The sequence below is a fragment of the Rhodococcus sp. IEGM 1306 genome (assembly GCF_036541985.1).
GTDB lineage: Bacteria > Actinomycetota > Actinomycetes > Mycobacteriales > Mycobacteriaceae > Rhodococcus_F > Rhodococcus_F qingshengii.
On sequence record NZ_JAZHFF010000001.1, the window covers coordinates 4,507 to 26,255 of the forward strand.

Annotated in this window: 19 protein-coding genes; 13 read left to right on the plus strand and 6 right to left on the minus strand. The window is 61.1% G+C overall.

Annotated elements, in window-relative coordinates; translation table 11 throughout:
- Positions 1-157: 157 nt before the first annotated feature.
- From aztD to V3587_RS00040, 3 genes are all read right to left on the minus strand, one after another.
- Entirely contained in the window at positions 158-1,405 is a 1,248-nt protein-coding gene (gene aztD, locus V3587_RS00030) for a zinc metallochaperone AztD (RefSeq protein ID WP_037126444.1), read from the minus strand.
- A 686-nt stretch (positions 1,406-2,091) separates the two neighbouring features.
- Positions 2,092-3,549 carry an APC family permease gene (locus V3587_RS00035; RefSeq protein ID WP_283375981.1) on the minus strand — a complete coding sequence of 486 codons (1,458 nt, stop codon included), beginning with the start codon at positions 3,547-3,549 and terminating at the stop codon, positions 2,092-2,094.
- A gap of 273 nt (positions 3,550-3,822) precedes the next feature.
- Positions 3,823-4,416 (minus strand): TetR/AcrR family transcriptional regulator, encoded by a 594-nt coding sequence (locus tag V3587_RS00040; protein ID WP_165638380.1) that lies wholly within the window; start codon positions 4,414-4,416, stop codon positions 3,823-3,825.
- A 342-nt stretch (positions 4,417-4,758) separates the two neighbouring features.
- Between V3587_RS00040 and V3587_RS00045 the strand changes: the two genes are divergently transcribed.
- Genes V3587_RS00045 through V3587_RS00085 form a run of 9 tightly spaced genes read left to right on the plus strand, consistent with a single transcriptional unit; the run spans position 4,759 to position 14,884 of the window.
- A complete protein-coding gene (locus tag V3587_RS00045; protein ID WP_283375982.1) occupies positions 4,759-5,433 on the plus strand; it encodes a hypothetical protein in 675 nt (224 codons plus the stop codon).
- Entirely contained in the window at positions 5,426-6,805 is a 1,380-nt protein-coding gene (locus V3587_RS00050) for a glutamine synthetase family protein (protein WP_019745640.1), read from the plus strand. Before V3587_RS00045 ends, V3587_RS00050 begins: the two co-directional genes overlap by 8 nt.
- Before the next feature lie 20 nt (positions 6,806-6,825).
- Positions 6,826-7,911, plus strand: coding sequence for a Zn-dependent alcohol dehydrogenase (locus V3587_RS00055; RefSeq protein WP_019745639.1), 1,086 nt, complete (start codon positions 6,826-6,828; stop codon positions 7,909-7,911).
- A complete protein-coding gene (locus tag V3587_RS00060) occupies positions 7,889-8,647 on the plus strand; it encodes a gamma-glutamyl-gamma-aminobutyrate hydrolase family protein (RefSeq protein ID WP_283375983.1) in 759 nt (252 codons plus the stop codon). Before V3587_RS00055 ends, V3587_RS00060 begins: the two co-directional genes overlap by 23 nt.
- Positions 8,634-10,124 (plus strand): amidase, encoded by a 1,491-nt coding sequence (locus tag V3587_RS00065; protein ID WP_064688363.1) that lies wholly within the window; start codon positions 8,634-8,636, stop codon positions 10,122-10,124. The genes V3587_RS00060 and V3587_RS00065 overlap by 14 nt, the downstream gene beginning before the upstream one ends.
- Positions 10,121-11,605, plus strand: a complete 1,485-nt coding sequence (locus V3587_RS00070) for an aldehyde dehydrogenase family protein (protein ID WP_030536461.1) — start codon at positions 10,121-10,123, stop codon at positions 11,603-11,605. The genes V3587_RS00065 and V3587_RS00070 overlap by 4 nt, the downstream gene beginning before the upstream one ends.
- A gap of 15 nt (positions 11,606-11,620) precedes the next feature.
- Positions 11,621-13,102 (plus strand): flavin-containing monooxygenase, encoded by a 1,482-nt coding sequence (locus tag V3587_RS00075; protein ID WP_283375984.1) that lies wholly within the window; start codon positions 11,621-11,623, stop codon positions 13,100-13,102.
- A 5-nt stretch (positions 13,103-13,107) separates the two neighbouring features.
- Positions 13,108-13,983 carry an NAD(P)-dependent oxidoreductase gene (locus tag V3587_RS00080; RefSeq protein ID WP_020971038.1) on the plus strand — a complete coding sequence of 292 codons (876 nt, stop codon included), beginning with the start codon at positions 13,108-13,110 and terminating at the stop codon, positions 13,981-13,983.
- A gap of 10 nt (positions 13,984-13,993) precedes the next feature.
- Complete coding sequence (locus tag V3587_RS00085) at positions 13,994-14,884, plus strand: phytanoyl-CoA dioxygenase family protein (protein WP_283375985.1); 891 nt, start codon at positions 13,994-13,996, stop codon at positions 14,882-14,884.
- A 186-nt stretch (positions 14,885-15,070) separates the two neighbouring features.
- Here V3587_RS00085 and V3587_RS00090 read toward each other — a convergent pair whose 3' ends face one another.
- Positions 15,071-16,699, minus strand: a complete 1,629-nt coding sequence (locus V3587_RS00090) for a 4-hydroxyphenylacetate 3-hydroxylase family protein (protein WP_003939685.1) — start codon at positions 16,697-16,699, stop codon at positions 15,071-15,073.
- An 11-nt stretch (positions 16,700-16,710) separates the two neighbouring features.
- A complete protein-coding gene (locus V3587_RS00095) occupies positions 16,711-17,280 on the minus strand; it encodes a flavin reductase family protein (protein WP_007729773.1) in 570 nt (189 codons plus the stop codon).
- A gap of 273 nt (positions 17,281-17,553) precedes the next feature.
- On the opposite strand from V3587_RS00095, the gene V3587_RS00100 reads away from it, so the two are divergent.
- Positions 17,554-18,492, plus strand: coding sequence for an AraC family transcriptional regulator (locus tag V3587_RS00100; protein ID WP_007729772.1), 939 nt, complete (start codon positions 17,554-17,556; stop codon positions 18,490-18,492).
- On the opposite strand, the gene V3587_RS00105 is transcribed toward V3587_RS00100, so the two are convergent.
- The gene (locus V3587_RS00105) at positions 18,489-19,259 is read right to left on the minus strand and encodes an IclR family transcriptional regulator (RefSeq protein WP_003939932.1); all 771 of its coding nucleotides are present in this window, start codon (positions 19,257-19,259) and stop codon (positions 18,489-18,491) included. The genes V3587_RS00100 and V3587_RS00105 overlap by 4 nt on opposite strands.
- Before the next feature lie 199 nt (positions 19,260-19,458).
- Between V3587_RS00105 and catA the strand changes: the two genes are divergently transcribed.
- From catA to catC, 3 genes are read left to right on the plus strand one after another with little or no spacing between them, the layout of a single operon-like run.
- Positions 19,459-20,298 carry a catechol 1,2-dioxygenase gene (catA, locus tag V3587_RS00110; RefSeq protein WP_003940427.1) on the plus strand — a complete coding sequence of 280 codons (840 nt, stop codon included), beginning with the start codon at positions 19,459-19,461 and terminating at the stop codon, positions 20,296-20,298.
- 29 nt (positions 20,299-20,327) lie between these two features.
- Entirely contained in the window at positions 20,328-21,449 is a 1,122-nt protein-coding gene (locus tag V3587_RS00115; protein ID WP_166502717.1) for a muconate/chloromuconate family cycloisomerase, read from the plus strand.
- 13 nt (positions 21,450-21,462) lie between these two features.
- Positions 21,463-21,744 (plus strand): muconolactone Delta-isomerase, encoded by a 282-nt coding sequence (catC, locus tag V3587_RS00120; RefSeq protein WP_007729770.1) that lies wholly within the window; start codon positions 21,463-21,465, stop codon positions 21,742-21,744.
- Positions 21,745-21,749: the final 5 nt, after the last annotated feature.

Below are 21,749 nucleotides of genomic sequence, written 5' to 3' on the forward strand. Positions count from 1 at the left end.
AGCAGAGCTGGCGACAACGGCTTCGATTCTCTGAGGTGCGCGTCGTAGCACCTCGGGGATTGCCTGGGTATGAGATTCCCTGGTCAGTAGGCGAAGCACGAGAACGGCTCAGGCCCTCATCTCGGTGTGAGATGGGGGCCTGAGGTGAGGATCTGAATCAGCCGGTGACACCGGTCAATTCGTTGGGGGCGTGATCGAGAGTGGTCTCGGTCAGGATGCTGCCGTCCTCGAGGTCGACTGCGATCAGCTTCTTCGACGCTGGGTCGGTGACGTAAGCGGTGTGATCTTCTACGAAGAGCGCGGGCCTGGGCTCTTGCCATTTGGTGGGCTCGGTCCATGCGTCTATGACGGCGATCTTCTTGGTGACGACGCCGGTGTTCGGGTCGATGACGTGGATGGCGCCGTCGGTGCCGAGCACCAGTGCCTCTCCGTGTGGTCCGCGGCCGAGTGAGCGGAAGGTGTAGCTGGTGCCGAGGTCGACGAGCTTGAGTTCGGACGTCGTCGTGTTGGTCAGCGAGACCCGTTGCGGACGTTCGAGTTCGGCGTCCTTGTCGGTCTTGTAATCACCCAGCACGATGTCCGACTCCTCCGAGCCTGCCTGATTTCCGATGCGGCCGTATGCATCCGGACTCTGGACCTTGGTGATCGCTCCGTTCTTGTACACGAGCAACCCGTCCTGGCAGCCCAGCACGATGGCTTCGCCGGCAGCGACTGCTTCGCCGTGGACACCGGGGCACTGTTCGTTGCGCAGGATTTCCTTGCGGTCGGCATCGAGGATGGCAATGCCGTTGCGGGACTCCGAATTTCCGATGGTCGTCAACAGGCTGCCGTCGGCAAGTGCGACCGCAACGCCGTGATGGGGTTCTGGCGTGGTGTACGTCTCGACGCGGGGTTGGCGTTTTGCCAACTGCGCCGGATCGAAGATCTCGACGAGTCCCGAGCCGTCGTTGAAGAGAACGGTTTTTCCGGCATGGCGTACAACGTGTCCGGGTTCGTTGGCTGCAAACTCGACCTCGGACATCGCGGGATCGGCTGTGTAGTAATGAGAATGATCACCGTGAGCCGAAGACCACGTGCCGGTGTCGAGCACCTTGAACGCCTCACCCGACGAGATCATGACGTGGCGACCGTCGCCGGCCGGGTTGAGTCGCGTGAAGCCGTCGATCTTGGTCTCGCCGACCACGTCGAGCGAAGTTGCATCCAGCACCAGGACGCCACCGTCGTAGGAGACTGCGAGACGCGGTGTTGCCGAGGCTTGTTCGGTGGGTGCGGACGCGGTTGTCGTGGTGGTCTCCGACGGGGCCGAGTCCTTGTTGTCGGACGAGCAGCCCGTGACGAGGGCGAGTGAGAGGCCAACTGATGTGGCAAGGGTGAGGCGCCGCGACATGCGGGTGTTGAGGTGCATGGCTATAGATCTACTGCTTAATGTAAATGATTGTCAAAGTCGAGTATGCGAATGTTCGCATGTCGGGCGTGGGCACCGCGCTCGAGCATTCGCGAGCCGATGACCCCGAACACGAGTTCCCAGAAAGGGCGTTCCGATATTGAGCGGTTGAGAACATGCCTGCGATTCTTTTGCCGCGTACGGAATCAGCCGCGTCGAACGCCTCGACATTGGATCATGGCCGTCGGCGTCAGTCATGACCCAGGATTCCAGGGCTGGCAGCAGGCCTGGGCATAGTGTGTATTTCCGCCCAGGTCGGCCGGTGTTCGAGTATGTGGGTCCTGATGTCGGACTGATACCGAGGACTCCGAATTCGGTGTTGATCAGGAATCCGGAACGCTCAGTATCAATCCGAAGGTCTCCGTCAGTGAGTGCATGGTCGAAGGGCATTCCATGCGCCACAGCGTTGTTGGCTGCCGCGCACGCGTAGTAGCCGAAGGGTTGCGCCCGAAGGATGACGCGTACGCGACGTAGCGACGGCTTCAAGGACCATGTCTTTGGCCCACTGATCCAACTCGAGCAAATTGGCGCCGACGGCGCTTCCGCTTTTAGTTCCAGTGCAGGTTAGGCGGCGTGGTCTTCATGCACCGGTGGGCCCGTGCCTCGCGACGGGGAAGCCGGTTTGGTGGCTTGAATTTGAGGTTCGTCTACTGCTCTCGGGCCGTCGCTCGTTCCGAGTTCAGGTGAGGTGGCGGCTGGGAGGCGTCAGCGTGGCTTCGACGCCCCATCAGGTAAAAGGCGATAGTGGCCGGCGTGATGGTTGCGAGCGCAACGTAGGACATGGCACTGACTGGAGACGGTGCGGGGAAGAAGATTCCGTTGAGATAGATCCATGAGGTTGCGACGGCACCGGCGATCAGTGCTGCGATTGTCACGGCGGTGGCTGCGCGCTCGCGGAAGAGGAGCATCACGGCGCCTATGCTGATGACGACGTATGGGCTCACCCAGAAATAGACGACCAGAGTTGACACTGCGTTATAGATGGAAGGAAGTGGGCCCGTGACGCCGATCACCAAAGTGCAAATGCCGAAGAGGCCACCGAGAATGATCAGCAGGATTGCGGAAACAGGGCTGTGAAATCGGGAGTGTATGCGTGTGAACCTTTGTGGTAGAAGCTTTTCGGCTGACAGAGTGGCGACGAAGCGGGATCCGTAGTTGACGAATCCGATCAGTGCGGCGAAGGTCGCTACGGCGACAACGAGGTCCGTCATTTGTCCCATTGCGGTCGGTAAGCCCGCATTCTCGGCCAGGGCGGCGGGGGATGATGTGCCGGAAAGGATTTGGTCGGATGTCTCCGTGATTCCTGGTGCCTGTAGGAAGGTTGCGATCACGTACAAGGTTCCAAGCACGATGGGAACACGCATCACGGCGGCCGGCACATTCTTCTTCGGGTCGCGGGTCTCCGCGGCCAGGGCCGCGCTCCCCTCGAAACCGACCAGGAACGCAGTTCCGGATGCGATGCCGGCCACGATCCCGCTGACGGACGCGCCCTGAAGAGTCAGTTGTTCCTGCAGATGTAGACCAGTGTGAATCGCACTCGCCCCGGTAATGGCCAGCAACATTGGAAGACAAATCGCGGTGAGTAGGACCGCGATTACGATCGAAACATCTAGGCCGCGACAGGTGATCGCCGCGACAATTGCTGCGGAGGCGAGGTAGATCGCGATTTGTGCAGGGCGATCGAGGCCGCCGTCGATGCCGATAGATTGCAGAAAGCTACCGCTGTACGCGCCGATGACCAGCAAAATGCTTGCGACCATCGCCAGATACCCGAGGAACAACGAGGCTGCGATCAGTGACTGTGCCCATCGCCCGAATACTTCGCCGGCGTAGGAGTAGAGCGATCCGGAGGCGACATACCGGCTAGCGAAGACGGTTACTGCTCTGCCGACGCAGATGACTGTCAGCGCTGCGAGCAGAGCAGCGACCCAACCACCGAGTCCTGCGTTGAGTACCAGCAGCATTGGAAACGACGCCATGCCGACGGCAGGGATCATTGACGAGATGGCCAGCGAGGTCAGTTGAAGGCGGCTGAGATGGCCGGATTCAAGGTTGGTGGAATCCGTATTAGTCTGTGCTACAGCATTATTCGGCGAGTGATTCATATGTGCGTCCTTGAATTTGTGCACTGTCGAGTGCGGGCAGGGGCTATATGCCGGGATCGGCCGCGATCGCGCGTGTGAGGATCGGGATAGCCCTCAGGAGATGGTGATGTCAGTCACATGACTGAGTCGATCGACTGAGATTAGCTTCACCCTTGCTGTTCGTCAATGAGTTCCGGAAAATTCCTTGGATGCAGCTGCGGGATTCGGATGATTACGGGCACGACTGTGGCCCGGCGCTGTCGATTGCAACGCCGGGTGGGAAACGGGAAAACTCTAGCGGGGCGGGTGGATCGAATCGATGATGCCGACGATTGCGGACGAGATGGCGTCGAGTTCGGGTGCGCTCACTCCGGTCGCGCCAGTTGCGAGATTTTGCATGTAGATTCCGTCGATTGCGCCGATCGTGTAGCGGGCGAGCAGTGTGGCGTCGCTGCCGGCGATGTCGGTTGCGTGCCGAAGCTCATCGGCGAAGGCGGATATGTACGTCGTGTAGCTGGCTCTGGCGAGTTCGGCCTTGTCCGGATTGCGCAGCGCCCACAGCAGAAGCTCGTATTGGGCGATCGGGACGTCTCGATCGGTGTGGAGAAGATCTTGGAAGCGTTCGAGCAATGAACGGATGATCTCTTGACGTGTCCAGCCAGTTGTCGGTACCAGGCGTGATCCCACCGTGGTGGCACGAAACATGTCGTCCACGGCGGTATAGATCTCTCCTTTGCCGTCGAAACTGTAGTGCAACGCAGCGAGGTTGACTCCGGCTTCGTCGGCGATGCGGCGGGTGGTCGCCGCGGCCAGTCCGTCGCGAATGATGACTCGGGCGGCGGCCTTGACGATCGCAGTCCGCCGCTCGGATGCTGTCAGATACGCCATTCGCTTTACCGTTCACCTTCTCGTTGTCGTGGGCCTCCAGGGGTCGAGCGTATCGATGTCACTCAGCGTGCGTGACACCCTGGTCGTTCCTTATATCTGCCCGGTGCGTTCCGGGTGCGTCGTTGCCGCTCTTCGGGATCTCTTGCAGTTTGCCTATTGACGCTAGCTCCGATCCGCCATAATCTCAGTCACATGAGTTAGTCATGTGACTGACTTCATTGCTCGACTATAGCGCTTGGCAGATCACACCAGGGCGAGAGCTGCGACATCGCACAAAACCGCGCCTCTCTGACGCGCAACCAAATCGCTTGCCCCATGCCCCGAAACTGGAGGGACCACCCCATGACCGACATCCGAGAGCGGGTGGATACAGATCCACCGCGACCCGATGAATCCCATACCCGGTGTGCGCCCGACGTCGCCGTCACGATGGAGTTCGACCCACCCCCGTTGGTACGAGCTGTCGTGACCCGCCTGCGCGTTGCTCTCGATTCCGACTCAGGCAGGAAAGCTCTCGAGGCAATGCCCCCCGAGGTCGACCTGCAGTCGACCAGTGATCCGCAAAGCGCGCGATTGACTCGAACAGCAACCGGCGTGCACGTCAGTAGCCCCGAGGGGTTGACAGTTCCTGTTGTCGGAATCAGCGTCGACGAACTGGCGATATCCGAGGACGAGCCCCTGGCGGGCACTGCGAATGTTGCCGCGTTAACCCCTCTTATCGAACCAGAGCCACCGACGCTGGACATCGCAGCGTGTGAATTCTGGGAGAAAGCTTCGGGCCTGCCTGGAATGCCCGGATTGTCATTGGCTGCTCTCGACACGGGCGCAGCCGTGCACGTGGGGCCGACAACGGATGCGTATGAAATTCACGGGCTCGAGATGGATCTACGTCGACTGCTAGCGGGTTTCGAGTTGTTCGTCTATTCCCTGCGCGCAGGGAAGTTCTACATCAAAGGCACGAACCGACAATTGTCGGTCGTCGCGGGAGCATCAATGAAGGCGGTCCTCCATGTCTGACACGACGAACCTCGGTGAATGGATCGGCAACAATTCCGTTCGCACGATTCGCGCACAAACCGTGACGTTGGATGGTGCCTTGGTCGGAAAACATCTGTCACCCAAAAAGTTTGAGTCCGGAGCGCAATCGGGCTGGGGATTCGCTGATATCGCCCTCGCAGTCGATCTCGGGAACACCGCTCAGCTCGGATTCGATTTCGGTGATTGGCGCGGTGAGATGCACGACGTCTTCCTTCGTCCCGACCTTACGACTCTGTCAACCGACGCATCACTACCAGGTCTCGCCACGGTGATGTGTGATCTGGTCGATCAACACGGGGCACCGCTTCCGGTGTGTTCGCGATCCACGCTCGCACGTGTGGTCAAAGAGCTTGCCGAGCTTGGATTTACAGGTAAGGCGGCCGTGGAGATCGAGGCCACGGTGTTCGAAGAGTCGATCGAGCAGGCCCGCGAACAGCGTTTCACGAACCTGCATCCACTCGGCGGTACCCAGGGCGCGATCTACCTGTTGAGCAGATCACGGGACTACACGACGCTCATGGACGCAATAGCTGACCGCATCGAACGGGCCGGAATCCCTTGGGAAGGCTGGGCAGACGAGTCCGCGCATGGCCAAATCGAAGTAAATCTCCCACCGACCGACATTCTCACCGCAGCGGACTGGTACGTACGAACGAAGCAGATCATGCGGGAAGTCGCCTACGAGCACGGTCGCACCATCACCTTCATGGCTCGGTGGTCGCCGGACCAGTTCGGGCAGGGCGCTCACATCAACCTTTCGCTTCAACAGGACGGACGGAACGCCTTCTTCGATGAAGTTGAGCCCTCGCGCCCGTCGGAGACGATGCGGAACTTCATCGGTGGCGTCCTCGACACAATGGCGGCGGCCAGTTCTTTCCAGTATCCGACAGTGAACTCATACCGCAGAATCGCAGAATTCGACGGACCTCCCACCACCGTCACGTGGGGTGTTGACAACAAGAGTGCGGCCGTTCGAGCCGTCTGCACGACCGAGAAGCTCTCTCGTGTCGAGTATCGCGTCCCGTCGGCGGACGTGAACATCTATCTGTCGATGGCATCGTTCCTTGCCGGCGGTCTGATCGGTCTGCGCGATCACAGCGATCCTGGCCTCGAATGCACCGTCATGGCCTGGGGATTGCCGCCGGGAACCCCGAAGTTGCCAGCCAGCCTCTCTCGAGCGATCGCGGAATTGAGTGGCGATGTAAACCTGACGGAGGTTTTGGGGCGAGAGCTGGTGGAGTACTGGATCGGCACGCGCCGGTGGGAATGGTTGCAGTTCTTCACCACTGGGGGAGACCCGGCCGCAGGAGTCTCCGACTGGGAGCTCGAACGCTACTTCGAGCACGTCTGACAACGAGGACAGGTCTGAAGATGAAAGCAGCAATACTGAACGCTGCCCCTGGTCGGCTCGAGTTCGAAGAACTCGACATCGACGTGGCCGGACCTCGAGAAGTTCGCATACGTACAGCAGCCGTCGGGCTGTGTCATACCGATCTGCACTACGTGGACGCGCTCTGGCGAACAGAACTTCCGGAGGTGCTCGGTCACGAGGCATCGGGCATCGTCGAATCGGTTGGGTCAGACGTCACGGCTGTAGCGCCTGGCGACCACGTCGTGACGTGCATGACAGCTTTTTGTGGCCGATGCCGATACTGCATTGCAGGTCGACTCACCCTCTGCTCCAATCATTCCCGCCTCCGCTCGCGGCCCCAGCCGGCGTTGACGACCAAGGCCGGGCGCGCAGTGGGACGAATGGGTGGCATCGGTGGATTCGCCGAACAGATGCTCGTGCACGAGAACAGCGTCGTCCGCGTCGACGATTCGGTACCTCTCGATCGCGCGAGTTTGCTCGGGTGCGCCACCATCACTGGCGTCGGGGCGGTCTGGCACAGTGCTCGCATCGAACCAGGGTCGTCGGTTGCCGTCATCGGTTGTGGAGGCGTGGGGCTTTCGGTAATTCAGGGCGCCCGGCTAGCCGGCGCGGCCCGGATCATCGCGATCGATGTGGACCAGCGAAGTATCGATCAGGCTCTTCGAGTCGGGGCGACTGCGTCAGTGAACGCGGCTGAGATCGAACCAGTCGACGCCGTACGCGCGTTGTGTCCGGGTGGGGTGGACTACTCATTCGAGGCGATCGGCCGCAGAGTCACTGTCGAGCAGGCATTCTCGATGCTCGCTCCCGGCGGAGTGGCCACGGTCCTCGGCATGGTTCCTGATGACGAGCCGCTGCGGATCACAGCGTCGGAATTGTTTTTCCAGGAGAAGCGATTGCAAGGCTCCCTCCTCGGGTCGAACCAATTCCCGACCGATATTCCGCGATTGGCCGAGCTGTACGTCCAGGGCCGACTCGAACTCGACGAGATGATCTCGTTGCGAGTCCCCTTCGGCGAGATCAACACAGGAATCGCAGCGCTTCGTGAAGGAGGGGTGAATCGTGTCGTCGTCGAATTCGCCTGAGCGTGCGCGTCGCCCATTGATCGGAGTGACCGGTCGGCGCTCGAGCGCGGAACGCCTGGCCGTCGAACCTCGGTACCGCCATCTCGAGTTCGACATGCACTACTCCGATTTTCCCACCCGGCTGTCGTCCGAAGGCGCCCTGGTCGTCCAAATTCCCTATGAGGCAAGCGGAATCGACCTGATTGAGCGGCTCGACGGAATAGTCATCTCTGGTGGGCAGGATGTTCACCCCGAAACACTGGGTATCGACGCCGCGCCCACCGACCCGGACAGTGACCCGCGTCGAGATGCGTATGAGATCGAATTAATATCGGGTGCAGTAGAACTCGGTACTCCACTGCTGGGTGTCTGTCGCGGGATGCAGATGCTGAATGTGGCATTGGGAGGCACGCTCGTGCCTGATCTTCCGACCATAGACATCAACCACAAGTCACCAGGACTGGGCATAGCCGAGGAGACCCACCCCGTACGGATCGCCACTGATTCGACGGTGTTCGAGATATACGGCGCACACGTAGAGGTCAACTCCTTGCACCACCAAGCAGTGGACCGGCTCGGCACGGGCCTCACTCCCAGCGGGTGGGCTCCGGACGGTGTCGTCGAAGCGGTGGAGATGCGCGGGAGACCGATCGTCGGCGTCCAATGGCATCCGGAATGGCGCCGGAAGGACCCCGTCTTCGCATGGTTGGTCCAGGTCGCTCTCGCGCGAAAGGAAGTGCTCGATGGAGTTGCATGAATACTCGGACATGGACGCCACGGATCTGAAATGTCGACTCGACCGGAAAGAAGTAACCCCTGCTGAAGTGCGCGAAGCCGCACTAGCTGCAATCTCCCACGTCGACACGCACCTCGGTGCCACCGTCGGTCCTCCACTCGACCCACCACCGACGTATTCCACATCCGGTCCTTTCAGCGGAGTTCCGTTCGCGCTCAAAGATCTCCTGTGCACTGCGGCGGGGATAGCGAACGAGAACGGTAGCGCAGCAACCGCAGGCTATATCGCCACACGTGACTCCGATCTGATGGCTAGGTGGCGCGCTGCCGGACTGTCCGTGACCTGTCGCACTGCCACACCAGAATTCGGATTCAGCGCAACGACGGAATCGGCAGTGAACGGTCCTACCCGCAACCCCTGGAACCCACAGCGGGTCGCCGGTGGATCCAGCGGTGGCTCCGCGGCGCTCGTTGCCGCCGGGGCCTTGCCGTGGGCGCACGCCAACGACGCCGGCGGATCCATAAGAATCCCTGCCGCACTGTGCGGGGTGGTGGGACTCAAACCGACCCGCGGGCTCGTTCCACCCGGCCCGGATTCGGATGAACCGCTCTTCGGCCTCACGACTGAGTTCGCGGTCACCCGGACAGTTCGCGACGCCGCCGCGTTGATGGACGTAGTGCACGGCAGCGCACCGGGGGACCGGTACTTTCAGCCGCGTCGAAGCCCCGGCCACTACAGCCGAGCAGTCGGCCGGCGACCGAAAGGCCTCCGGATCGCTGTGTCGACCGAATCACCTGGCAGTCGTCACGCTGCGGACCCCGCCGTGACAGCCGAGGTGATGCGCATCGCGCGCTTGCTCGAACAGTTCGGCGGCCACGTCGAGAATGCGGCACCAGATGTTGACCCCGAACTGTTTCGGGATCTCAATCTCACTTTCTGGTCTGCGTCGATCGCAGAGTCCATGCGCGCACTGACCGGAGTACGCGCCATCGAGGACATGTACTCCTCGCTGGAGAGCTCGACTGCCGCCATGGTTCGTCACGGATTCACCGTGGAATGGGCGGACATCGCCCGCGCCCGCCGCTACCAGAATCACCTGACCCGTGGCACGGCGAGCTTCTTCGAATTCTTCGACCTCACTCTCACGCCCACCACACCGACGACCGCCTGGCACGTCGGCGAACTCGACTCCAACCGGCGGGGTATCACCGCCGGCGAGTGGGTGGACACCTTGGCGAAGTACTCGCCCTTTACTGCCATCTACAACGTCACGGGCCAACCGGCTATCTCCATCCCCACAGGAATGTGTGACGGACTGCCGATCGGAGTGCAGCTCGCCGCAGCTCCCGGCCGTGACGATCTGTTGCTTGCCGTGGCCGCGCAACTCGAGGAAGCCGTCCCATGGGCAGGCCGCGTCCCACCGATTCATGCCGGCAAGCCGCTCCTCCCAGAAACGGAAAAAATGCCGACCCTCTACTCGGAAACGGAACGCACATGAACACCCGCGAGGAATGGACACGATTCGCGACGTCAATCGAAGCACCATCGGCTATGTGGCTGAACGGTCAATGGTTCAACGGTGACGGGAGTGAGCGCCACTATGTCTTGTCCCCGCATAACGACACCGTCGTAACCAGCGTCCCGCTGGCCACTCACGCCGACGTCGACAGAGCCGTCGAAGGTGCTCGTGCGGCGTTTCTCGATGGCCGGTGGGCGAGGATCAGTGCGCACGAGCGTGGTGCGGTACTGCAGCGGTGGGCAGAGCTCGTCTACGAGCACCGCGACGAACTCGCTGCGCTCATCACACTCGAGATGGGTAAGCCGATCCAGGTGGCACGTGATATCGAGCTGCGCGCCGTCGAGAACACCTTCCGCTGGTATGGAGAACTGGCTGACAAACTCTACGACGAGTCGCCACGCGGCCTGATCGATGCGGTCGCGTTGGTGAGCCGTGAGCCGGTGGGGGTGGTCGCGGCGATCACCCCATGGAACTTCCCACTCACTCTCAGTAGTTGGAAGATCGCCCCTGCGTTGCTTGCAGGCAACAGCATGGTCATCAAGCCCGCTACACAGTCACCGTTGTCCTTGCTTCGCTTGGCTCAGCTGGGTTCGGCTGCAGGACTTCCCGACGGCGTGCTGCAAGTTGTCACAGGTAGCGGTGGACAGGCCGGAGCTGCCCTTGCTCGCCACAACGGCGTCGACTGTCTCACCTTCACCGGATCACCGGATGTCGGCAAACAGCTGCTGATCTACGCGGGTGAGTCGAATGCGAAACCCGTTCATCTCGAACTCGGCGGCAAGAGCCCACAGTTGGTATTCGCCGATGCTCCGGACCTCGCCGTTGCAGCGCGCACCGTGGCGTGGGCAATTACCTTCAACGCCGGACAGATGTGCACTGCAGGTGCTCGCTTGTTGGTCGAGGAAACGATCGCGGATCAATTCGTCGCCGAGGTGGTTTCGGAAATCAAGCGCTGCACTGTCGGTGACCCTTTCGATCCCGATACCCACATCGGGCCCGTCGCGAGTCGGGCGCATCGCGCGGACGTCCTCGAACACGCGAGAACTGCTCACACAGAAGGCGCAACGCTCGCCCACGGTTCGCTGCAGGAACGAGCAGGTTCGGGGGCGTACCTGGATCCGATCGTGTTCACCGATGTTCAGGCCGAGCACCGCCTGTTCATCGAAGAAGTTTTCGGACCGATCCTCGCAGTCACCCGTTTCACTGACGACGCTGACGCCGTCAGGTTGGCTAACGCCACACCGTTCGGTCTCGGAGCGGGGGTGTGGACGTCGAATCTCACACGAGCCCACCGGCTCACGCGCGAAATCGACGCAGGTCTTGTCTGGGTGAACTGCTACGAGGAAGGGGATCTCTCCGTCCCCTTCGGCGGTCGCAAACTCTCAGGCCACAGTGTGGACAAGAGCATCCATGCACTCGACAAATTCACGTCGACGAAGTCGACGTGGATCCATCTCTGAACAAAGGCACAGCACATGTCATCACGGGTCAACGACGGCCACATCGCGATCATCGGAACCGGGTTTTCCGGGCTGTGCATGGCGATCGAACTGAAGAAGAAGGGCATCGACGACTTCGTCCTGTACGAACGCGCCGACGATGTCGGCGGAACCTGGCGCGACAACACATACCCAGGGGCAGCCTGCGATGTGCCCAGCGTGTTGTATTCCTACTCCTTCGCTCAGAACCCGAACTGGACCCGTATCTTCCCGCCATGGTCGGAACTGCTCGACTATCTCAGATCTGTTGCTGCGCAGTATGATTTGCTGCCGCACATTCGCTTCGGTGTCGAGGTCTCCGAAATGCGGTTCGACGAGGACCGGCTCCGGTGGAACATCCAGTTCGCATCCGGCGAATCAGTGACGGCGGCCGTTGTCGTCAACGGCTCAGGGGGCTTGAGTAATCCGTACATCCCGCAGCTACCCGGACTGGAATCATTCGAGGGTGCCGCATTCCACTCCGCCAAGTGGCGACATGACCTCGACATGTCGGGAAGGCGTGTCGCGGTGATAGGTTCCGGCGCCAGTGCGATCCAGTTCGTCCCCGAAATCGCCCCGCACACCGAGACCCTGCATGTGTTTCAGCGATCACCCAACTGGGTCATGCCACGTGGTGATGCCGCGCTGTCGCCCGCCACCCGCGAAAGATTCTCACGGCGTCCTTATCGTCAACGGTGGCTGCGATGGCGGACCTACTGGGCATTCGAAAAGCTCGCCAGCGCCTTCCTCGGAAATCGCAAACTCGTCGAACAGTACCGATCCCAGGCGCTCGCCAATCTTCAACAGCAAGTGCCGGATTCGGAATTGAGGCAGAAGGTCACCCCAGATTACGATCCCGGCTGTAAACGTCGCTTGATATCCGACGACTGGTACCCCGCGCTGCAACGGGAAAATGTGCACTTGAACACCTCGGGGGTTTCCGAGATCCGCCCGCATTCGATCATTGACTCAGAGGGAGCGGAACACGAAGTCGACACCCTGATCTTCGCGACCGGATTCCAGGCAACCAGCTTCCTGGCACCGATGAAAGTATTCGGCCGCGAAGGAGTCGAACTCTCCGACAGTTGGCGCGAGGGCGCCGCAACAAAGCTCGGGCTTGCATCCGCCGCGTTCCCGAACCTGTGGTTCCTCAACGGCCCGAATACCGGTCTCGGTCACAACTCGATCATCTTCATGATCGAAGCACAAGCCAGATACATCGCTTCGGCAGTGCAGTACATGCGCCGAAAAAGTATCTCTGCCCTCGAACTCGATCGCACCGTCCAGACAGGCAGCTACGCCGCCACCCAAGAACGCATGCGCCGAACTGTATGGGCATCGGGTGGCTGCGACAGCTGGTATCAATCCGCTGACGGTCGAATCGACACCCTGTGGCCGGCCAGCACAATCGAATACTGGTTGCGCACCAGGCTATTCCGCAAGTCCGACTTCCGTGCACTGACGACAGGCAAAGGATGAACAACATGGACGTATCAATACTCGGCACCGGCTTGATGGGAACAGCTCTCGCTCAGGCGCTCATACGCAGCGGGACAAAGGTGACGGTGTGGAATCGAACCGCCGACAGAGCGTTACCCCTCGCTGCGGCTGGAGCCACAGTCGCCGAATCTCCACAATCTGCGATTGCGGCCAGCCCGCTAATCGTCATCAGTCTCCTGAACTACGAGATCGCCAAAGATGTCGTTACAGAAGCAGATTCGATTGCCGGAAAAATCATCGTCAACACCGCAACCGGTACGCCGGAGGAAGCGAACCAGTTCGCCGAGTGGATCGCAGGGCGAGGCGCTCGGTACCTCGACGGAGCCATAGCTGCATACCCGGAGGACATCGGAACCGAAAGTTCAGGGATCAACTATTCCGGAGACGAGGACGTGTGGGAGGACGTCCAGAGCCTTCTGACACCCATCGCCGCCCAATCACGATATGTCGGAGCCCGTCCCGGTGCCGCCAACGTGATCGACGCGGCCATGGCAGGCGCATTCTTCAACGTCGCGCTCGGTGCCTTCCACGAAGCAGCAGCGTACGTGCGGTCCGAGGACGTCGCGATCGCGGAGATGCGCCACAGTTTGCACCTGTGGACCGACAAACTTCTCGAACTCCTTCACGAAGCACTCAAAGCGTTCGAATCCGGAGAGTACGAGACCGATCAGGCAACCTTGAACGTATACGCAGCCGCAGTAGAAGCCTGGCAACAATCGATGCAGCGAGCAGGCCAACGCGCCGCTCTGATGACGGCGAATCTCGACAACTTGCAACGTGCATGCGCAGCCGGGCACGGGGACAAGGGCATCTTCGCCCAAATCGAAACACTCTCCGCCAACCCTCAATCCGCAATCTAAGGAGACATCAATGACAACCATGGCCAATCACCTCACCGCCCTGCCCTCGACAACAACAGTCGACGAGATCGTCGACGTGATCCACCGCGACGGCGGTGTCATCGTCGAAGATTTCCTCGACACCCCCCAGCTCGACGAGCTGCGCGCCCAACTTGGCCCCGTCCTTGAAAGCACCGGCTACGGAGAAGACGAATTCTTCGCCGGAACCCAAACGCGAAGAGCAGGAGGGCTGTTCGGTCGGATCGACCTCATGCCCGAGATCGCGCTCCACCCGCTCTACTACGGGGCCGCCAAGAAGATCCTTCAGGTGCCCCTGTCCGTCTGGGTCGGAGACGACCAGATCGAAATCATGCCTGATATCCAGATCGGTGTCACTCAGGCAATCGAAATCCACCCAGGGCAGGGTGCCCAGCGTCTCCATCGAGACGACACGAGCTTTCTGTGGCGCCACCCCGACTACGGACGCGAGGGCCGACTGCAGATCATGGTGGCGGTCAGCGATTTCACAGCAGAAAACGGCGGCACCCTCGTCATACCCGGAAGCCATCGGTGGGACGACCAACGAGGCCCGAAACAAGCCGAAGCGGCGCCGACCGTAATGCGGGCCGGTGCTGCCCTCATCTGGACCGGTTCTACGTACCACGGCGGTGGTAACAACTCGTCCGAGGCGCCACGGACCGGCTTGACGATGGCATTCGACCTCGCCTGCTTACGTCAGGAAGAGAACCAATACCTGTCAATCCCGCGTGAAAAACTGCTTGATCTTTCCGAAGAGGTACAGCGACTGCTCGGCTGGGGGTCCGGAGCGAACCTGATGGGTTACGTCGAACGGGGCGGTCAGATGATCGACGCACACGTTCTCCTCGAAAACGGCGCCGTCGAACTCCCGACTGCCCGCTGAACCCTCGATCCTGCACGTCGCTTGCCACCCGCAACCCAACTCGCACAGTAGTTTCTGGGTTTCGAATCGAGAAACATATCCGTCATGGGCGTACTCCAGCTGATTCACCTTGACATCGTGTGTCTCAGGTCAGGACTAGGCAATTGCCTAGTCCTGACCAAGGGTGCAGTATTCGTACCGCGTGAGCTACCGGTTCTTGAAGAACGAGACGTCGTCGTTGCCGATGAGGTCAGGGACCGTCCAGCCGTCGAGGTCGTATTCACTCAAGCACTGCTCGGCCAGTCCCTTCATGGAACTTGCGTGTCCACGATTCTGGGCTGCGAACAGCAGTTCGGCTTTGACGTTCTCGTGATTGCCGGAGTAGTTGCGCTCGTAGAGTTCGTGTCGGCCGCCGAACTCGGTCCCGATCGAATCCCACAGCGCCTTCATGACTTTCACGCGGTCGACGGCGGTGATGCCGTCGGAACCGCGAACGTACTTGTCGAGGTACGGACGCACGTCCGGGCTCTTGAAGTCGAGTGAACTCGAAGGCAGGTAGATCAAGCCCGACGCGACGTCCTGTTCGATGATCTCCTTGATCCGCGGGTACCCCTGAATCATGAACATTCGATAGGTGAGGCCGTACTCGAGCTTCGGGATCACCGAATCGCCGACCCACTGTTCGGGATCGCGTGCCATCGATTCGGTCAACGACCAGAAGAGGTTTCGCCACCCGATCACCTCACCGACACGGGTCTGGACTCCGCGGAAGCCGCCGGCGCCGGTGGCTTCGAGTGCCTTCATCAACAGTCCGGCGATGAAGTCGAGCTTGACGGCCAGGCGAGTGCAGCCCTGAAAGGTGAAGCGCGGCAGGAAGCCCGATTGAGGGAAGAATGCGTTGATCCGGTCGACGTCGCCGTACATGAAGACGTTTTCCCACGGAACCAACACCTTGTCGAAGACGAAGATGGTGTCGTTCTCGTCCATGCGACTCGACAGCGGATAATCGAACGGACTGCCCATCACCGCAGCATGTTCGGTGTACGAGGTGCGGCAGATCAGCTTCACACCCGGCGCGTCCATCGGTACCGTGCAGATCAGGGCGAACTGCTTCTTCTTGATCGGCAGACCGTAGTGAGCGATGAAGTTGTAGTTCGTGATCGCCGATCCGGTGGCGACCACTTTGGCGCCGCTGACGATCAAACCTGCGTCGGTTTCCTTCTCCACCTTCATGAAGACGTCACCGACCTCGTCCGGTGGAAGTTGGCGATCCACCGGGGGATTGATGATCGCGTGGTTCCAGTACAGAACCTTCTCCTGCGATTCGCGGTACCAGCGTTCGGCGTTGTCCTGGAACGGTGCGTACAACTCCTTGTTGGCGTGGAGGGTGCCCAGGAAACTCGCCTTGTAGTCGGGGGAACGGCCCATCCAGCCGTAGGTCATACGAGCCCACGTCGCTATGGCATCGCGTTCCTTGAGCAGATCGGCCGAGGACGTCGGAGTGCGGAAGAACGGCATGGTGACACCGCCGTTGCCCGTGTCCGTCGGAACGGTCAAGGCGTCCACGTGCTCGCCCGTATGCAGAGCGTCGTACAGCCTCGCGGTCATGCGGATCGGATTCCGGAACGCGGGGTGTGTCGTGACGTCCTTGACGCGATCACCGTGAAGCCAGATCTCGCGACCGTCCTGCAGGCTCGAGATGTACTCGTCACCGGTCATCGGTCGGGTGGCGAAGTTCTTCGTGCGGTTGGCTTCGCAATCGGCGGCCGGATTGACCTGTGGCGCTCCGGAATCTGCGGGATCGACGCCGGTGGGAGGAATTTCGGTGGTCGTCATGGCAAAGCCTTTCAGATCGTTTGGGGTGCGGGCTGAAGATGAATCGGGGTGAACGAAGTGGTGGCGTCGAACCAGCCGCTGTGGGGGTCGTCCTGACTTCCGTTCCAGACTGTGGTCGACGAGGTAGCGCCTAGATCGTGAAAAGTGCTTCGGTAGAACAGAAGCGGATCCTTGCCACTCGACTGAGCGTCGACGATCTCGCCGATGAAGATGATGTGGTCACCGCCGTCGTACTCCCTCCACGGGACGCACGAGATGGTTGCTGCGGCGCCGTCGAGCAGGGGAGCGGTCGGTCCGTCGATCCACCTCGGTTCGGTGCGCTGCGGTCGGCCGGCAAAATGCATGGCCGTGTCCACTTGGTCGGAGGCAAGGATGTTGACCGCAAACGGCGCGTTGCCGAGGTAGCCGCACGCCTTGGACTTGCGAGTCATCGTGATCTGGCACAGCCGTGGTTCCAGGGAAATGGCCGTGAATGCGGTGACCGTGGCTCCGTGTGGTTGACCGTCGGCATTGGTACAGGTGATGACGGTGACGCCGCTCGCGAATTGACCGAAGATTCCTCGAAGCTGATTTTGTTCCATGACCGGACCTCCTTGTCGGATGGCGGTTGAGTGAGAGTGCCGCGAAGTGCGGGAGGGAAGTAGTGGGCGACTCGCGCCGGGAGTGAAGACGAACGTACGGCGGGCGCAGGCTTCGGTCGATCCGTACAGCGCGGTGGCTATCCGGATTGCGCACCCGATCGCGGCCCGTACCCGTTTTCTCTTGGAAGTGACCGGGGACACAGTGTTCAATGATGTTCAGCGCCCTTGCTCGGCAATGTGGCTGGTCACGGGTTTGGAAGGTGAAGAAGGACGATGGTCGACTCCATGATCGGTACAGCTCCCCGCGACTGGGACGAGGCGTGTCATGCGGTTTCGGACGCCTACTTTCCGCACACGCTGACGCCGTTGTCTCGGCATGCGGCCAGTGGAGTCGGGGTGTGCACCACCGAGTTGGGACCGCTGAGGATCGCTCATATTCGGTGGGGAGCAGACGTCGCCGTCGAATCCGATCATCCCGGTGCCTATGGGGTGAACATCCCGCTCTCGGGCGAGCTCGAGTCGGTGTTCGCGGGCTCGCACGTGCTCTCGACGCAGGGTGTTGCGACGGTATGTCCACCCGACATCACGACAAGAATTACGCGGTGGAGTGCGGACTGCGAGATCGTCGGAGTCCGGATGGACCGTCAGTACCTCGACCGTGAGATGGAAAAGGTTCTCGGTCGACCCGGAATGCACTTGCCTGATCAGGTGGATCTTCGGGGGGACGACGGAGCCAGATGGCTGAAATTTGTTCGCTCACTGTCGGATCAGATACTCGGCCCGGTCGGCGTGCTGCACAACGAACTGGTGGCAGGTCAGCTCTCCGGCGCCGTGGTCACGGCATTCGTCCTTGCCGCAATGCCCGAAAGCGAGGACGCGGTGCGACACGCCAGGCCACGCATCGTCAAGCGGGTGCTCGACGAGATGCACGACGACCCGGCCCGCGTGTGGACCGCAGCCGAGATGGCGGAGGTGGCGGGCGTCAGCGTACGGAGATTGCAGGAGGGATTTCGGCAGTACGTGGGCCGGAGTCCGTCGGAATGCCTGCTCGACATCCGTCTCGAGCGGGTCCATGCAGATCTGGTGGATGCCGACGACTCGACGACGGTCACCGATGTCGCTGTGAGATGGGGTTTCACGCACACCGGACGGTTCGCGTCGTCGTTTCGGCGTAAGTACGGATTGCTGCCTTCCGAGGTGTTGAGGCGCTAGCTTCGGTACCCCATGTCCGCGCTGAGTTGGTTCGCCTTTTCGACGAGGAAAGGCGCGACGTCGGCGCGGAAAGCTTCCGGGGATGTTCGTCCGGCCGAGGTCGAACACGCTGTCACTCCGACGACGCTTCCACCGGCGTCGCGGACGGGAGCAGCGAGGGAAATCAGGCCGTCTTCCAGTTCCTCCGATGTGAGCGCGTATCCCTGCTCGCGCACCACCCGGAGGGCGGTATGGAATGCGCCTTCGTCGGTGATCGTCGTGGGTGTGAGGGCGTCGAACGTGGAGTTCGCGATGACGTTGTCGACGATTTCGGTTGGCGCCCAAGCTAGCAGGGCGCGGCCCATAGAGGTCGCATATGCAGGCACTCGGGTGCCGACGCTGACGTTGATGCTCATGATCCGCCGGACGGGTACACGCGCGGCGTAGACCACGTCGACACCGTCGAGCACCCCGAGCGACGCCGACTCGTGGGTGTGTTCTGCGATCTCCAACAGACGAGGGAGCGCCGCCTCCGTCAAGGCATGTGATGCCGAGAAGTGCTGCCCGATGCTCAGAACGCGTGGGGTGAGCGACCACCGACTGTTGTTGCCGGTGACGTATCCGAGCTTCTGCAGCGTGAGGAGGATGCGCCGGACCGCTGGGCGGGAGAGACCCGTTTCGGCGGCAAGATCGGCGAGCGACGGGTTGGGGTTCTTCTCGTCGAAGGCCGTCAGCACAGCAAATCCACGCTCGATGCTCTGGATGTAATCGCGATCGTTCTCGCTCACGGAATGGCCTTTCATCTGCGGGTATGCCCGATCGGCGCCTTCGAAAGTTGACAAACCTTGTGACTGGGCGCACAGTACAAGCGTACGCACAGCGTAACAGATGTACGCAGAGCGTACAACCCAAACTTGGGGAGCCGACGCAGCCCAGCAGTACGGCACCCACCCGGTAACAGCCACATACGGCCCCGAGGAGGACCACATGACCACTTCCGAGAGCCCCACCGCAGTAGGTTCGGGTACTGCCGCCACCGACAAGTTCCTCCAGGAACGAGTCAGCGCGGACACCCCGCCCGAACGCGTCTCGGCCATCGCCAAGGACGTGCTCGAGGCACTCGCAGGCGTCATCGACAAGCACGGCATCACCTACCCCGAGTACCGCGTCCTCAAGCAGTGGCTCATCGACATCGGCCAGTTCGGCGAGTGGCCCCTGTGGCTGGACGTCTTCCTCGAGCACAACGTCGAGGAGGTCGCGTACCGCGGCCAGCACGGCACCAAGGGAAGCATCGAGGGCCCGTACTACGTTGCCGATGCCAAGACGTTGCCTGCCAAGTGTGAACTTCCGATGCGTGACAACGAGGTTGGATCGAAGCTGGTCTTCGAGGGCCAGGTTCGCGATCTCGACGGCAAGGGGTTGGGCGGTGCAACCGTCGAACTCTGGCACGCGGACGACGAGGGCTACTACTCCCATTTCGCGCCGCACATCCCCGACGGCAACCTCCGCGGAACGATCGTCGCCGACGACGAGGGACGCTTCGAGATCACCACGATTCAGCCTGCGCCGTACCAGATCCCGACCGACGGCCCCACCGGCTGGTTCATCGAGAAGGCCGGCTGGCACCCGTGGCGTCCGGCTCACCTGCACCTCATGGTGAAGGCTCCCGGTAAGCGCACCATCACCACCCAGCTCTATTTCAAGGATGGAGAGTGGATCGAGAACGACGTGGCAACGGCGACGAAGCCCGAACTGATTCTCGATCCGAAGCCAGGTGCCGACGGAACCAACCGGGTCACATACGACTTCGTGCTCGATCCGGCCTGATCCACAACTGCTCTGAAGAAAGTGATTTGATGACAGACCTGTCGATCGTCTCCATCGAGACGACCATCCTCGACGTTCCGCTGGTTCGCCCCCACAAGTTTGCCACCACGTCGATGACGGCGCAGCCGTTGTTGCTGGTCGCGATTCGCACCTCCGACGGGGTGATCGGATACGGCGAAGGAGTCGTTCCGGGCGGGCCGTGGTGGGGTGGCGAATCGGTGGAGACGATGCAGGTCATCATCGAGAAGTACATCGCTCCCGTGGTGGTCGGCAGGCGCGTGGATCACATCACCGTGATCATGGCCGACATCGAAAAAGTTGTTGCCAATGCACGATTCGCGAAGGCCGCCGTCGACGTGGCGTTGCACGACGCCTGGGCGCGTAGCCTGGGAGTCCCCGTGCACACGCTCCTCGGCGGGGCTTTCCGCGAGAGTGTCGACGTCACGTGGGCACTGGGTGCTGCGCCGGCGGACGAGATCATCGAAGAAGCTCACGAAAAGCTCGAATCCCGGCTCAATTTCAGCTTCAAACTGAAAATGGGAGCACTCGATCCGGCGGTCGACGTCGCGCGCATCGTCAGCATCGCGCAGGCGCTGGACGGCCACGCCGGAGTCCGTGTCGACGTCAACGCACGGTGGGATCGCTTCACTGCCCTGCGGTACTTGCCGCAACTCGCCGAGGGTGGAGTCGAACTGATCGAACAACCCACTCCGGCAGACCAAATCGAGGTCCTCGCCGAACTCAGTAGGCTTCTACCGATTCCGATCATGGCCGACGAGAGTGTGCAGACCCCACACGACGCTCTGGAAATCGCCCGCCGGAGCGCCGCCGATGTCATCGCCCTCAAGACCACCAAATGTGGTGGCCTCCAGCGCAGCCGCGACATCGTCGCGATTGCCAAGGCCGCCGGTATCGCGTGCCACGGTGCGACGTCCATCGAAGGCCCGATCGGCACGGCCGCTTCGTTGCACTTCGCGTGCGCCGAGCCCGGAATCAACTTCGGAACAGAGCTTTTCGGCCCACTGCTCTTCAGTGAAGAGTTGCTTCAGGAACCCCTGAAGTATTCCGAGGGTCAGTTGCACCTCCCCGCCGGACCTGGCCTGGGAGTCGAACTGAACATGGACGCCGTCAAGACCTGGACCAGGAACTAGAGGATAGAAGAACATGGCACTCTTTCACGTTCGGATGGACGTCGATATTCCGCGCGACCTGGATCCGGAAGTACGCGCCGATACCGTCGCAACGGAGAAGGCGTACTCGCAAGACCTTCAGCGACAGGGAAAGTGGGTGCATCTGTGGCGAATTGTGGGACAGTTCAGCAACATCAGCATCTTCGATGTCGAGTCGGCTGACGAACTCCATGAGATTCTCTGGAAACTGCCCCTGTTCCCGTACATGACCATCGAGGTCATGCCGTTGACGCAGCACGGATCTTCGATCAAGTAGCCCGC